At 60.6% G+C, this 14,469-nt stretch carries 11 protein-coding genes; 4 read left to right on the top strand and 7 right to left on the bottom strand.

Annotation, left to right across the window (positions count from 1 at the left end; all coding sequences use genetic code 11):
- Positions 1-91 precede the first annotated feature (91 nt).
- Complete coding sequence (locus tag HGP12_RS18720; protein WP_168840433.1) at positions 92-1,270, bottom strand: AraC family transcriptional regulator; 1,179 nt, start codon at positions 1,268-1,270, stop codon at positions 92-94.
- A 501-nt stretch (positions 1,271-1,771) separates the two neighbouring features.
- On the opposite strand from HGP12_RS18720, the gene HGP12_RS18715 reads away from it, so the two are divergent.
- Positions 1,772-2,809 carry a dipeptidase gene (locus HGP12_RS18715; RefSeq protein WP_168840308.1) on the top strand — a complete coding sequence of 346 codons (1,038 nt, stop codon included), beginning with the start codon at positions 1,772-1,774 and terminating at the stop codon, positions 2,807-2,809.
- A gap of 72 nt (positions 2,810-2,881) precedes the next feature.
- On the opposite strand, the gene HGP12_RS18710 is transcribed toward HGP12_RS18715, so the two are convergent.
- The 5 genes from HGP12_RS18710 to HGP12_RS18690 form a co-directional block, all read right to left on the bottom strand.
- Positions 2,882-4,279 carry an LLM class flavin-dependent oxidoreductase gene (locus HGP12_RS18710; RefSeq protein WP_168840307.1) on the bottom strand — a complete coding sequence of 466 codons (1,398 nt, stop codon included), beginning with the start codon at positions 4,277-4,279 and terminating at the stop codon, positions 2,882-2,884.
- Positions 4,280-4,314: 35 nt separating this feature from the next.
- Positions 4,315-5,292, bottom strand: a complete 978-nt coding sequence (locus HGP12_RS18705) for an ABC transporter permease (protein ID WP_168840306.1) — start codon at positions 5,290-5,292, stop codon at positions 4,315-4,317.
- Positions 5,293-5,295: 3 nt separating this feature from the next.
- Positions 5,296-6,315 carry an ABC transporter permease gene (locus tag HGP12_RS18700; RefSeq protein ID WP_168840305.1) on the bottom strand — a complete coding sequence of 340 codons (1,020 nt, stop codon included), beginning with the start codon at positions 6,313-6,315 and terminating at the stop codon, positions 5,296-5,298.
- Positions 6,305-7,855 (bottom strand): sugar ABC transporter ATP-binding protein, encoded by a 1,551-nt coding sequence (locus tag HGP12_RS18695; protein ID WP_168840304.1) that lies wholly within the window; start codon positions 7,853-7,855, stop codon positions 6,305-6,307. Before HGP12_RS18695 ends, HGP12_RS18700 begins: the two co-directional genes overlap by 11 nt.
- A 62-nt stretch (positions 7,856-7,917) precedes the next feature.
- Positions 7,918-8,922: a sugar ABC transporter substrate-binding protein gene (locus tag HGP12_RS18690; protein WP_168840303.1), complete on the bottom strand. Its 1,005-nt coding sequence runs from the start codon at positions 8,920-8,922 to the stop codon at positions 7,918-7,920.
- A gap of 391 nt (positions 8,923-9,313) precedes the next feature.
- Between HGP12_RS18690 and HGP12_RS18685 the strand changes: the two genes are divergently transcribed.
- The 3 genes from HGP12_RS18685 (at position 9,314) to ftsZ (ending at position 13,016) form a co-directional block, all read left to right on the top strand.
- Positions 9,314-10,357, top strand: a complete 1,044-nt coding sequence (locus HGP12_RS18685; protein ID WP_168840302.1) for a substrate-binding domain-containing protein — start codon at positions 9,314-9,316, stop codon at positions 10,355-10,357.
- A 72-nt stretch (positions 10,358-10,429) separates the two neighbouring features.
- Positions 10,430-11,635: an acyl-CoA dehydrogenase family protein gene (locus tag HGP12_RS18680; protein ID WP_168840301.1), complete on the top strand. Its 1,206-nt coding sequence runs from the start codon at positions 10,430-10,432 to the stop codon at positions 11,633-11,635.
- Positions 11,636-12,008: 373 nt separating this feature from the next.
- Positions 12,009-13,016, top strand: coding sequence for a cell division protein FtsZ (gene ftsZ / locus HGP12_RS18675; protein ID WP_168840300.1), 1,008 nt, complete (start codon positions 12,009-12,011; stop codon positions 13,014-13,016).
- Positions 13,017-13,098: 82 nt separating this feature from the next.
- Here the strand turns inward: ftsZ and HGP12_RS18670 are convergent, their stop codons facing one another.
- Positions 13,099-14,316 (bottom strand): SfnB family sulfur acquisition oxidoreductase, encoded by a 1,218-nt coding sequence (locus HGP12_RS18670; protein ID WP_168840299.1) that lies wholly within the window; start codon positions 14,314-14,316, stop codon positions 13,099-13,101.
- Between the last annotated feature and the right edge of the window lie 153 nt (positions 14,317-14,469).

Raw genomic sequence — 14,469 nt, 5'->3', positions numbered from 1 at the left:
CGCCGCACGCGCCGGCGCAGGCGAATGTATCGCCCAGTGCGCGAAGCAATCCGCTTTGTGCGCGTTTAGGGGATGTCGAAATCCATCGTCTCTAGTGATAGTAGCCGAGGGTCCTTAGCCATTCTTCGAAGGAATGGGTGCTGTCGGGCGATGCCGGCGAGGCGACTTGTCCAAGATAGCGCGGAATGGTGAGATTTCTTGCTTCGCGGGGACTGTAGCCAAATTCCTTGCTGAATGCCCGGCTGAAGTGTGCTGCCGACGAAAAGCCGACAGCAAAGGCAATATCGAGGATCTGCTCCCGGTTCGCCGGATCGCTGAGCGCCGCATGGGCCGACAAGAGGCGGCGTCGCTGAATATAATGATGCACGCCGCCATATTGCTCGAAGATCTGGTAAAGCCTGGTGCGGGATATGCCGAGCTGCCGGCATATCTGCTCCACCGTCAGATCGCCTGCGGCAAGATTGCTTTCGACGAACCGCCGCACGCGTTCCGTTACCGCCAGAGTGCTATGCTGTTCGACGCCCGTCGATTGGGCGGCCGAGGTCGAAACGGAAGCGACGATCATGTTGCGCACCGTCTGGACGACATGCGGCAGGTCCGTCGCCGCAAAGCGAGAAAGATTGTCCGTGACGCTGTCGAGATAATCGATCAGCATGCCGGTGAAGATGCCTGAAAGCGCGATGTTGTTTTCGATCTCGACGGGGGCGGGAACTTCGAACAGCAATGCTCGCGGCAGAAAGAGCGAGAGGGTTCTCGCCTCCGTCGATCGTCCCCGAAAAGGATGTCCGAGGGAGCGCAATTCTATCTTGCCCGGCTCGCCTTCCAGCACACGCCCGTCGACCTCCGTCCACGTGCGGCCGTCGCGTAGGACGGAAATGTGCCAATGATCGATGAGGTTGGCTTTTACCTTCGCCTGTGAACGCATGTAGCTGTGGGGAGGCGTATCCTGCTGAACGATGAGCATGCCACCGAGGTTCCAGGCCACGTGGTCTGCAGGAAAGCCGGTTTCCGGTGAGACATTATCCGGCGGCCGGATGTCGGCCAGCGGTGCGATATAAGCCTGCCAGGCGGCAAATTGCGCCGCCGGTTCGAGCGCGCGTGTCGAAAACTGCAGCGGCTGCAAAGCCGGTGGCGGCAGCGTTTCTTCGCTGGCTGCCTTTTCCGGTCGCGGAAAGCGTCGCCGATCTGACGGCTGGGGCCTTCTATCCTCGCGCCAAGACCGATCCTTCGCCTCGACGGACGCAGATGCGGATTGCTCTTCGCGTGGCAGATCAGACAATCCGGTCTCCTCGAATACCGTCAGGATAAAACACGAGCATCGCGTTCAAATGGACACTCATGATGTCCGCAGATTGGTCGCCTGTTTCAATAGGAATAAGGTCCAAAGCCTGCTTCGGGCTGTCTTTTTTCCAGCAAAACGACATGTTGCACCTTGCCGTATCCTTAGCCACTTGATGACGCCAAACCCTTTCATTTGCAGCGCGATTTCGAAAAGGCAAGTCTTGCGGGTCATCAACCTCATATTCGCGTGGCAATTGTTCCGAAGCATGGCGTCAGGTGGCGTTGATCTGTGCCGCGTCGGCGCATATCGAGCGATTACGGGCCGGCGGCCCGATCGATGCCTGCGCAAGAGCCGATCGCGGCGCGAAATCGGCGCCTTTGCAAAGCTGGTCCAAAATTATTCGGTTTTCGCAGCCCCATGCATAGTTTGCGTTTGCCCATCCCGCCAAGTTTGCCTACGCAGAGATAAACCGCAGTTTTGGAATGAGACATGACCGAATCCTCGATAATCCCCGTCTTTGATGGCCACAACGACGTGCTGCTCCGGCTGCGCCGCGGCGGCTTGAATTCCGTCGACGCTTTCCTGAATGGCGAAGCTGCCGGACATATCGATTTGCCCCGCGCCCGCCGTGGAGGCCTCGCAGGCGGGCTCTGCGCCATATTCATCCCGTCGCCGGATCAACCAAAGCCTGAAAACGCCGATTTTTCCACGCCTGCCCAGCCCGATGCGCTGAACGAAACCCTGGCCATGGCGCGGCTGCTGCTTGCGATCGAGGCCCGGTCGAAGGGAGCCGTCAAGGTTTGCCGTTCGGCCGCCGATATCAAGCGGTCGATCGCGGAAGGCCAATTTGCCGCCGTTTTCCATATTGAGGGCGCGGAGGCGGTCGCGGCCGATCTCGACGCCCTTTATGTCCTGCATCAGGCCGGCCTGCGCACGCTTGGGCCTGTCTGGAGCCGCTCGAACGTCTTTGCTCACGGGGTGTCTTTCCGCTTCCCCTCGACGCCGGATATCGGCCCCGGCCTCACCGATGCCGGCAAGGATCTGATCCGCGCCTGCAACGAACTCAGGATCATGATCGATCTCTCGCACATGAACGAGCAGGGGTTTTGGGATATCGCGAAATTGTCGAATGCGCCGCTGGTTGCCTCGCATTCCAATGCACATGCGCTTTCTCCGCACAGCCGCAACCTGACAGACAGGCAGCTCGACGCGATCCGCGATACCGGCGGTCTGGTCGGCATCAATTTCGGTGTGCTCTTCCTGCGCGACGACGGTGTGAGGAACACGGATACGCCGCTCGATGTCCTCGTTCGCCATGTCGCCTATATTGCCGAGCGGATTGGCATAGAGCACGTCGCGCTTGGTTCCGATTTCGATGGTACGACCATTCCGGCGGCGCTCGGCGATGCCAGCGGCCTGCCGAAACTGATCGACGCCTTGCGCGCGCATGGGTTCGATGACCAGGCGCTCGCAAAGATCGCCCATCAGAACTGGGTTCGTGTCCTCGAGCAGACCTGGGGCGGCTGAGACGAGGCATCCTCTCGTCTCCGCTTGAGGCTGGAAAGCGGTCAGTAGCTCACGAATCCCTTTGCCTGGAGCCTATCCGGCGCGTCTGGATGGGGCCGCAGCTTCACCAAGATTGCGATAGCCCGTCGCCGGATGCGGTGCCGCGAGCCTCGGGCCGCTGCCGCCAAGCTTCTCGCGCAAGGTGCCCGCGCGATATTCGGTCTTGTAGACGCCGCGCTTCTGCAATTCCGGCACCAGGAGATCGACGGCATCCTCGAAGCTCTCGGGGGTGACCGCATAGGCGAGATTGAAGCCGTCGACGTCGGTATCCTCGATCCATTCCTGCATGAGGTCCGCGACCGTCTGCGGCGAGCCGACAAAGACCGGGCCGAAGCCGCCTATGCCGACCCAATCCGCCATCTCGCGCACCGTCCACTCCTTGCCCGGATCGATGGTGGTGAAGGTCTCGACGGCGGATTGCACTGCGTTGGTGTAGCGATGGCGCAGTACCTCGTCGGGCGAGAACTGGCCGAAATCGATGCCGGTCCAGCCCGAGATCAGCGCCTGCGCGCCTTCGAGCGAAACATATTGGCGGTATTCGTTGAACTTGCGCTGCGCCTCGGCATCGGTCTCGCCGAGGATTACGGTCTGGAGATTGAAGGATAGGATTTCGCGGGGATTGCGGCCGAGGCGCTCGGCCGCCTCGCGAACATTGGCGACGTAGCGCTTCAAGACCGGCTTTGAAGGTGCTGCTACGAAAATGCATTCGGCATGCGCGCCGGCGAAATCCTTGCCGCGGCTGGAGGCGCCTGCCTGATAGAGCACGGGGGTGCGTTGCGGCGACGGTTCGCAGAGATGGATGCCGGGAACGCTGAAATGCTTGCCGGAATGGCGGATCGAGTGCACTTTCTCGGGCCGCGTGAAGATGCCCGCTTCGCGATCGCGGATGACGGCACCGTCTTCCCAGCTGCCTTCCCAGAGCTTGTAGCAGACTTCGAGATATTCCTCGGCCAGCGCATAGCGGTCGTCATGTTGCGTCTGTGTCGATTGGCCGATGTTCAGGGCACCACTGTTCAAATAGGAGGTGACGATGTTCCAGCCGACGCGACCCTTCGTCAGATGATCGAGCGTGGAGATGCGCCGGGCGAACGTATAGGGATGCTCGAAGGACAGCGAAGCGGTCAGCCCGAAGCCGAGATGCTCCGTCTCATAGGCCATGGTCGGGATGAGCTGCAGCGGATCGTTGACCGGCACCTGCGCCGAATGGCGCAAGGCGGCGTCGACATTGCCGTTCAGCACGTCATAGACCCCGAGCACGTCGGCGATGAACAGGCCGTCGAACTTGCCGCGCTCCAGCGTCTTTGCCAGATGGACCCAATAGTCGAGGTCCTTGTAGGTCCAGCTTTTGTCGCGCGGGTGGCGCCACAGGCCCGGTGATTGGTGTCCGACGCAATTCATGTCGAAGGCATTGAGCCTGATTTGGCGTGTCATCTTGTGTTCCTGCAATTGTATCGTTCGGCCGGCGCTCAGGCGCCGACGGCTTTCTTGTTGACGAAGCTGAAGGCCAGCACGGCGAAGATCAGCAGGCCGGTGGCGACCTGCTGCCAGTAGAAGTTCAGGCCCGTCAGCAGCAGGCCATTGGCGACGATGCTCAAGAGCAGAACGCCAAGCACCGTGCCGGCGACGTTCGGCCGGCCGAGTGGTGAAAAGGTGGTGCCGATAAAAGTGGCGCCGATGGCGTTCAGCATGAAGCCGTTGCCGGAGGAGGGGATATAGACGGTGACCGTCGCCGTCAGAATCAGACCGGCAAAGGCGGCAATCGTGCTCGCAAGAATGAAGGTCACGGCCACATGCTTTGCCAGGCCGATGCCCGAATACCGCACCGTTTGGGGTTGAATGCCGATGGCAAGCACGACGCGGCCGAAGCGCATGCGCGCGAACAGCAGTGCCGCGCTCGCGATGATGATCGCGGCGATCAGAAGCGGGACCGGCAGGCCGGCAATCGTTCCATGCCCGATAAAGCGGAATGCTGCGGAGATGCCTGATGGCGGCAGATAGACCGGATTGCCGCCATCCGTCAGCAGCTGCTGAATGCTGCGGCCAATGAACAGCGTTCCGAGCGTTGCCAGGAATGGCGACACGCCGATCGCCGAAATCAGCACGGCGTTGACGACGCCGACAACAGCTCCCGCGCCGAGGCCCGCCAGGGCAGCGAGCGGCACGGGCAGGCCCGCAAGAATGCCGGAAACGAAGGCAAAGCTCGCGAAATCGACGGCCGTCCCAACCGAAAGATCGATGCCGCCGGCGGCAACCGCAAAGGTCATGGCGATCGAGACGATGGCAAGCAGCGTGAAGTTGTTGACGAGAATGCTCTGCAGGTTACCGACACTCAGGAATGTCGGCGCCACGGTCGAAAACAGCGAGAAGACGACGATAAGGGCGATAATAAGCCCATAGCGGGCGATGCCGGCGACTGATCTTGTCGGGGCGATGGCAGCGGTCATGGCTTAGATCTCCCTTTTGCGAAGCAGGGTGGTTGCCGAAACCACGATCAGGATCAGTAGGCCCTGGACGCCGCTGACCAGTGTGCTGGGCAGGTTGAGCAGCTGAAAGCCGTTGATGAGGAAGCCGACAAATAGCGTCGAGATCAGTGTGCCGCCGATGGTCGGCACGAGCCGGCGGGAGAAGACCGAGCCGAGCAATGCGGTGACGACAACGGGAAGCAGCATTTCGCCGGAGCCGGTGGTGCTGCCGCTGAGATAGGCGACGGACAGGATGCCGGCGACGCCACCGCAGAGGCCGCTGGCAACGAAGGCTCCCGCGATAAGGCTTTTCAATGGTAATCCAGCGGCGCGTGCGGCCTCCGGAAACTCCCCGACGGCATAGAGCCCGAGGCCGAGCGGAGTGAATTGCACGATCGCCGTGACGATGACGGTAAAGCCGATCAGCACATAGGCCAGGATCGGGATGTCGAAGCCGTCCGAAGACGAAAGAACGGTCAGCAGATCGGTCGAGGCAGGAAGCACCGTGTTCTGCGTCAAAACCAGCTCCAGCCCGGCGACCACATTCATCACGGCGAGGGTCGCCAACAAGGGCACGATGCCGGCAAAAACGATCGCCAGCGCATTGACGGCGCCGATCGCGAGACCGGTGGCCAGTGCGCCCGTCGCGGCGAGCGCATCGCTGAAGCCGAGCTGGATAAGGGTTGCGTAAACAGCAGCGCTCAGCCCCATATTGGCGGCAAGCGAGAGGTCGATGCCGCCCGTGACGACATTGGAGCCGCCGGCGATGAGCACGATGGTCAGGCCGATGGCGAGAACGCCCGGAATGGCCGATTGTCCGAGCACGTTGCCGATATTGCCGACCGTGAGGAAATAGGGCGCGGTCAGCGCGAAAATCGCCAGGATGGCTGCGAAGGCAAGCAGCGAGCCGAACCGTAAGGCCGCAGCCGCAAGCTTGCCACCGGTCGGCAGCGCCTGCGCCGTCTCAACCTGGGGGAGGGAGGCAAACTGAACATCAGCCGACATGGCGCAATCCTTCCAAGGCACCGGTCGATGCCGACAGCACTTCATCCGTTGTGGTCTCAGAAGAGATCAGTTCGCGCGTGACGCGGCCGCGAAACAGCACGAGGATCCTGTCCGTGATGCCCACAAGCTCCGGCAGGTCCGACGAAAGAACGATCACGCCGGCGCCGCGCGCGGCAAGCTCGCCGATCAGCGAATAGATTTCGACTTTCGAACCGATATCGACGCCGACGGTAGGCTCGTCCAGCAGGTAGATTTCCGACCGGCGGCTCAGCCATTTGGCGATCGCCACCTTCTGCTGATTGCCGCCCGAAAGGGTGCGCACCAGCGCCTCGCGCCCGGCCGTCTTGATCTGCAAGCGCTTGATCAGCTCGTCGGTATCGTCGCTTTCCCGTTTGCGGTTGAGAAAGCCGAAGCGCGTGTAGCGGCCAAGGCTCGACAGCGTGATGTTTTCACGCACGCTGAGCTCCAGGCCCACGCCATGGCCGCGCCGGTCCTCGGGCACCAATGCGATCTGATGATCGACGGCTTCGACTGGATTGCGAGGCTTCAGGCCGCGCGCATCGATATCGATCGTCCCGCTTGTCGCCGCCTGCAGCCCGAACAAGGTCCGCACGAGATCCTTTGCTCCGGAGCCAAGCAGCCCGGTAATGCCGAGGATCTCGCCGCGATGCAGGGAGAAGCCGACATCATGGAAACGGCCCGTTGCCGAGAGGTTTTTGACCTTGAGGATTTCCTTGCCGAGTTCGATTTTCCGTTTGGGAAACATGTCGGCGATATCGCGTTCGATCATCAGGCTTGCGATCCGACCGGCCGATATCCCGCCCGTCGTCAGCGATGCGACGTCGACGCCATTGCGCAGAACGGTAACATCGTCACACAAGGTCTCGATTTCGTTGAGATAATGCGAGATGTAGACGATGGTCACGCCTTCGCTGCGCAAACGTCGGATCAGGCGGAACAAAATCTCCGCCTCCTGACGCACCAGCGCCGCGGTCGGTTCGTCGAAGACGAGGATCTTCGGCTTATGCAGCAGCGCACGGGTAATCTGGACGATCTGCCGCTCCGCGGTCGAGAGCTCGCCGATCAATGCATTCTTCGGCAGATCGACGCCGAAATAATTGGCGAGGAGTTCGTCGGCGCGGCGCTGCATGGCGCTGCGGTCCAGGAACGGTGTCTTGCCGCGGCGAATTTCCCGCCCGAGAAAAAGCGCTTCTCCGACGGTAAAGGTCGGGACCAGAAGCCGATCCTGGTGGATGAAGTGAATGCCGAGTTCTTCGCACAGATGCGGCGTCAGGCGATCATAGACCCGGCCCTCAATCTCGATGCGCCCTTCATCCGGAGTGTGCAGACCGGCCAGGAGCTTGATCAGCGTGGATTTGCCGGCGCCGTTCTGCCCGACAAGTCCGTGGACGGTGCCGCGCCTAATGGCGAGCGATGCGCCGGCCAGCGCCTGCGCGCCGCCGAAGCGCTTGACGATGCGATCGAAGCGCAGGATGTGCGACGCGTTGTCTGATTCAGTCGCGTGCTCGGCTGCGATCATGAAAGGGGCCTTTCGCCATTTAAGAGGGCGATGCGGGGGAATCCGCATCGCCGGTTTTCAGGTCAACTGATACCGAGCGTCTTGATCACGTCGGCGACGTTGCGCTTGTTTGCGAGCAGCGCGGGCACATAGGTCTCGCGTGCCAGCGCCTGCCCCGACAGCAGCTTGGCGACATTGCGAATGGCAGTGCGGCCGATCTCCGCCGGCTGCTGGGCTGCATCGGCCCCGGCCGGCGAATTGGGATCGGCGACGAGCTGCAGCACTTCCGGACTGCCGTCGACGCCGTAGGTGCGGATCTCGGTGCGGCCGGCGGCAGCGAGGGCCTGTGTGGCACCCAGCTGCGGAATGTCCCAGGCCGACCAGATCGCCTTGATCGAACCTTTTTCCGGATACTTGTTGAGGATCGCGGTGATCTGCGTAAAGGCATCCTGAACCGTGTTCGGAATGACGTCGCGCAGCTCCGGCTGAATGATCTTCACCTTCGGGAAGTATTTGACGACGTTGACGAGCTGGTCATAGCGGATCGCGCAAGGTGTCACGCCGTAGAAGCCGTTGAAGACGACGATATTGCCTTCGCCGCCGATATCGGAGACGAGCTGCAGCGCCAGGTCCTTGCCGATGCCCCAATTGTCCGAGGTTGTGTTGTTGATCGAATTGGTCGAGCCGACGTCGACGGTCAAAACCGGAATGCCGGCGTCGCGGGCCTTTTTCAGCCAGGGATCGATGACGCTCAGCGTGCCGAGGATCTGGACGATGGCGTCAGGCTTCTGCGCGATCAGCGTCTGCAGCTGCGACACCAGCTTGCCGTCGTTGCGGCCGGCATCGACGGCGATCGGCGTGCCGCTCAGCCGCTTCACCTCGTCGATTTGCGCATTGTAGGCCTGCAGGTCGAAATAGTGGTCGGTTCCGGTCGCGCTGATGGCGATGCGCTTGCCCTTCAGCGACAATGCATCGTCGGCGGCTGCGGCTTTCGACAGAATGCTCGAAGCCGCGAGCGCGGTCCCGGCAACGGCCGTCAATTTCAAAATATCCCGGCGGCCAAGTCCGGTCGTTTTCTCATTGGTCATGAAAGCACCTCCAGTAATCCAAAATTCCAATAGATTATAAAATAGATAGATTTAACGATTTAAAGAGAAACGTTTTTCCAAAACCGGAACGCATGGGGAAATTTCCATGATGTGGTCTGTCTGCCGGCACGTCGGGTTTTGCGGCGATGAGGGCTAACGGCGCCGAATGGAACGCATTCCGATGCCGGAATTGTGCGTCAAATGATCGACCAATCGCGAGGCATGTCCTTGCCGCCATCCGTTCGGCTGGGGAACAAAGAATCTCCGAAGGCGAGCAAAATCGGATGATTTAATCTACTAAAAACATAGGGATTATATCTAATAATTGCACGCGTCGCAGGGTGATCTGTCCGTCAGACGACGCTTTCGGTTGATCGTGAGGATCGCGACAATGAAATTTCTCACACGGCTTGCCCTGTCGGCCGTTGCTCCTCTTCTTCTTACGCAAGCTGCGCTGGCTAGTGGCGTGAACGGTGCCCCTGCGCCCTTTGACAAGGGTGGCGTGAAGGTTGCTCTCGTCAGCTATATCTCCGCCGGTGACTTCTTTCAGGCCTATCAGGCCGGCGCCGAAGCACAGGCCAAGGCGCTCGCCATCGATCTCCGCGTCTTCCCGGGTCGTCAGGATGCTGCCGCGCAGCGTGAACAGATCCTCCAGGCGATCAATCTCGGCGTCTCCGCCATCGTCATCGACCACGGCCTGCCGGAATCGCTTGGCGATGTCATCCAGCAGGCGCTCGACAAGGGTATCAAGGTCGTCGCCTTCGACGTCAATCTCAACAATCCGAAGATCCCGCAGGTTGAACAGAGCGATCACGAGCTTGCCGATCTCGCTTTGAAGCAGGCGGTCAAGGACAATGGCGCCAGCTTCAAGGCGGGCTATGTCTATATTGCCGGCTTCGCGCCGCTCGACCGTCGCAATGAGGTCTGGAACACGTTCAAGAAGCAGAATGCAGGGGTCGTCGAAAAGGCCCGCTTCGGCAATGTCAGCGATACGACGGCGACCTCAACCGCCGACCAGGCAAAGGCGGTGCTGACGGCCAATCCCGATATTACCGTCGTCTTCGCTCCCTATGATGAATTCGCACGCGGCGTGAAGCTTGCCGCCACGGATCTCGGCATCACGGACAAGCTGAAGATCTATTCGGCTGATGTGTCGACCGCCGACATCCAGGAAATTACCGAGCCGGGCAGCCCCTGGGTCGCGACGGTCGCGACCAATCCGGCCGTGGTCGGCGCCGTCTCCATCCGTGCTGCCGCATTGCAGATCGCGGGCCAAGAGGTTCCGCATCAGATCACCGTTAAGCCGACACTGCTGACGCAGGAAGGGCTTCGGGCAGCCGGTGTGAAGACGATCGAGGAACTCGCGCAGAAAGTTCCCGCTTTCAGCGTGAGCGACGCGGTGACCGCAAGCTGGATACCGGACAAGCTTTTCTAAGCTGCCGACTTCGATCTTCCGGCGGGGTCCTTTGATTCCGCCGGATTACGTCACTGAACCGGAGTTCACATCATGAGCCAGTCCAACGTTGTCTTCGCGAGCAATCGAAACGCCACGCGGGAGGACCTTTTTGCCAGAGCGGAAGCGATTGCCGCGGATCTTTCGAAGCGCGCCGCGGAGCTTGACCGCGAAGGTCGCCCGCCGCTCGGTGAAATCGTCAAGTTGAAGAATGCGGGCCTGCTGAACGCCCTGCACGCGCCGCAGATCGGCGGCGGCGGTCTCGATTGGGTGGATGGCTTGCGTCTGGTGCGCATTCTTGCGCGCGGAGAAAGCTCCATCGGCCAGCTTCTCGGCTATCACTATGTCAACAGCCAATATGTCTATTGGGCTTTCGATGAGGCGCGCGCGCAGGAGTTCGGCGGCAAGACGGTCGCCAACAGCCTTTATTGGGGCGCCGCCGTCAATCCGCGCGATCCCGGCCTCGTGCTGACGCGCCGCGGTAATGGCTACGTTCTGAATGGCCGCAAATCCTTCTCGACGGCCGCTCACCTATCCGATTACATCAACGCCAATGCCGCGCTGGACGACGGCATTGTCGGCTTTGCGGCCCCGACCAATCGAGCCGGCTACAAGGCTAATGATGATTGGGACAATTTCGGCCAGCGCCTCTCCGACAGCGGCAGCGTCGAGTTCCATGATTTCCCCGTTTATGAGGAGGATCTGGACAGCGCGGCATCGACCGGAGGCGAGGCACCGGTACTTGCGACATTCAACACTCCGCTCATTCAGCTTGTTTTCGTGAATTTCTATCTCGGCACGGCCGAGGGCGCATTGCGCGAGGCGGTCGACTATGTCCGGAGCACAACGCGGCCCTGGGTTACCTCTGGTGTCGAGCGTGCAGCGGACGATCCCTATATTCTCGAGCGTGTCGGTGAATTTACCGCCACGCTGAAGGCATCCGCCGCTCTAGCCGATAGCGCTGCTGCAGCGGTCCAGCAAGCTCTAGCCAAGGGGCACAAGGCGACGGCACGGGAACGCGGCGAGGCGGCGACCGAAGCCTATGCGGCGAAGGTGAATGCCACGCACGTGTCGCTTGATATCACTTCGCGCGTCTTCGAGCTCACAGGTGCGCGTTCGACCGCGGAGAAATATCGTTTCGACCGTTTCTGGCGCAATGTGCGGACCCATACCTTGCACGATCCGGTTTTCTACAAGGCCAAGGAAGTCGGTGAGTTCGTGCTGAACGACAAGATCCCCGAGGTCAGCCTCTACAGTTGAATACGAGGGCGGCGACGCGGTGCGGCTAAAAAATGGGTGGGCTCGCAATCTGCGCCGGTGATGACGTCACCCGTGCTCAGATCGGTTAACGCTGTTGGTATCCGGTGTGGTGCTGACCACGGTCGGAACACTTAGCAGCTTTAAGCGCGCGCTTCCGGCTGTGGTTTTTCACGCAACGCTGGACGGTTCATGCTTTGATATCTGGCTCACAAATCCTGTGCTCAAATCATTATTCTGTGGAGGCGGCTGGCACATGCCGTAATGCGCACACGTTCCCCGCTAGGATCTCCTCTCTCGCGAATCGCTGCAACGTCCGTTTTCACAAGGGCAGGCGATCGCGATTGAGAATGAAATTGATCCAATGGAGTCCTTCATGGCTGACATCCGCACACCACTTTCCGGGGTGATACCGAAGATTTCCGTCGTCGGTGTCGGCGGTGGCGGCGGCAACGCGATTAACAATATGATCGCGCAACAACTTCAGGGCGTTGAATTTATCGCGGCAAATACGGATGCGCAGGCGCTTGCGACGTCGAAGGCGACCAGGCGCATTCAACTTGGTGCACAGGTGACGGAAGGTCTCGGCGCAGGCTCTCTGCCGGAAATCGGACGGGCCGCCGCTGAGGAATCCATTGATGAGATCATGGACCACCTCCAGGGCACGCACATGTGCTTCGTCACGGCCGGAATGGGTGGCGGCACCGGCACCGGCGCTGCTCCAATCATCGCTCAGGTCGCGCGGCAAGCGGGCATCCTCACGGTCGGCGTCGTCACCAAGCCCTTTACGTTCGAAGGCAACCGGCGCATGCGTACGGCCGACGAGGGCATCGAGCAACTCCGCAAAAGTGCCGATACTGTTATCGTCATCCCCAATCAGAACCTGTTTCGCATTGCGGACGCCGCAACCACCTTCGCAAATGCCTTTGTGACTGCGGACCGGGTCCTGTACGCGGGCGTCGGCTGCATCACGGATCTGATCATCAAGGAAGGTCTCATCAACCTCGACTTCGCCGACGTCAAATCCGTAATGCGGGGAATGGGGCGCGCGATGATGGGAACGGGCGAGGCGTCAGGGCCAGGCCGCGCATTAAAAGCGGCCGACGCCGCCGTTTCCAACCCGCTTCTGGACGACATGAGCATGAAAGGCGCGCGGGGCGTGCTGATCTCCATTTCCGGCGGGACGGATATGACGCTGTTCGAGGTCGATGAGGCCGCCAGTCGCATACGCGACGAAGTCTTTACTGATGCCGATATCGTTGTCGGCGCGATCTTTGACAAGAATCTCGACGGCGTGTTCAGGGTATCGGTCGTTGCAACCGGTCTGGAAAGTCTCGCGGCGTCTGCTGTTCAGGCCGGGGAAATCAATATGGACCGGTACTGATGGGCTCCCGCTTGGTGGCTCTGACTTAACCTTTTGATTATATTAGAGCCCCGGCGTCATGGCGGGGGCTTTTGTCTCTCCGTCAAAGCGCGCCGTTCTTCGGCGGGATGACGTCGTTGAGGTGGTAATTGCCGACAACGTGATATTTCCAGCGAACCGGGTCATGAAGCGTATGCGTGCGGGCATTGCGCCAGTGCCGGTCAAGATTGAGGTCGAGCTTCACCGATGCCGTCCCGGCAAGCTCGAACAGCGTGTTCGTCGCCTCGATGGCGATTTCCGTCGTCAGCACCTTCGCTGCCGCAACGGCAAGCGTCGCTTCGACCACTCTCTTTTCGGTCGTCTCGACTTGCGCGGCATCGACCTTGCGGCCGGCGCGCTCGATGGTTGCGGTCGCGGCTTCGAGCCGGATAGCGATCTGGCCGACCTTGGCGATGGTCAGCGGATCGTCGCTGGCGCGCTCCACGCCGCTATCCATCCAGGGGCGGGATCGGGTCTTCACGAAATCCAGCGTCTCGGCAAAGGCGGCTCGCGCGATGCCGAGATCGACGCCGGCATGGATGATCTGGCCGACAGAGCCGATCGTCGTTGGCCGCTCGAAACCCTTGTGATGGAGGACGACATGGTCGGCATTCACATAGACATTGTTGAGGACCGTGGTGCCGCTGCCCGTCGTGCGCTGCCCGAAGCCATCCCAATCATCGATGATTTCGATGCCGTCCGTGCCCTTCGGAACGAAAGCCATGACCAGCTTGTCAGCTTCATCCAGCGCGAAGACGGTGACCCAATCGGCAAAGAGAACACCCGTCGAATAGAATTTGCGGCCGTTGATGCGATAGCCGGGACCGTCGCGGGTGATGCGCGTGTCGTAATGCCCGACCGTTTTCGTGCCCCGTTCGGAGAGAGCGTTGCCGAAGCGATCGCCCGCCAATGCGCGGCCGAAGAAATAACGCTTCTGATCTTCCGAACCATCGATGCGCAAAGCCTCGAGGATGTAGAAATGGTTCTGCGGGATCTGCCCGATCGAGCCGTCGGCCTCAGCCAGGATCGCGGTGATCTCCGCCAGCGTGGCATTGGAGACATCCAGGCCGCCATATTCCTCGGGAACGGTAATCGCCAGCAGTCCGGATAGAGCCAGCGCGTCCATTTCGGCAAAGGGGAGCAACCTCTCGCTGTCGCGCTCCGAGGCGGTGGCGGCAAAGCGCTCGGCAAGCTCCTGCGCAACAGCCAGCGCCTGTTGCTCGGTCTCCAGCAAAGCCGCCTCGGGATGCGTGGCGTTGATATGGTGCAATTGCGTGTTCATGAGCAGGCTCCGATTTCATTCGGCGCCACGATGCCGCATTCAAGGCGGTGGTTCGAGAAAAGCCATTTCGTTTTTGGCGGTGCGGTCGCGTCTTCGTTTCTTTCTCTATAGAATTAATAGTCAATTGCTGCCTGAAACTGCGTCGTCATTGAT

Source organism: Rhizobium sp. P28RR-XV (genome assembly GCF_012641385.1).
In the GTDB taxonomy this organism is placed as follows: domain Bacteria; phylum Pseudomonadota; class Alphaproteobacteria; order Rhizobiales; family Rhizobiaceae; genus Rhizobium.
The sequence above is the reverse complement of the archived record's forward strand: the minus strand, read 5'-3'. Positions and strand labels throughout refer to the sequence as shown.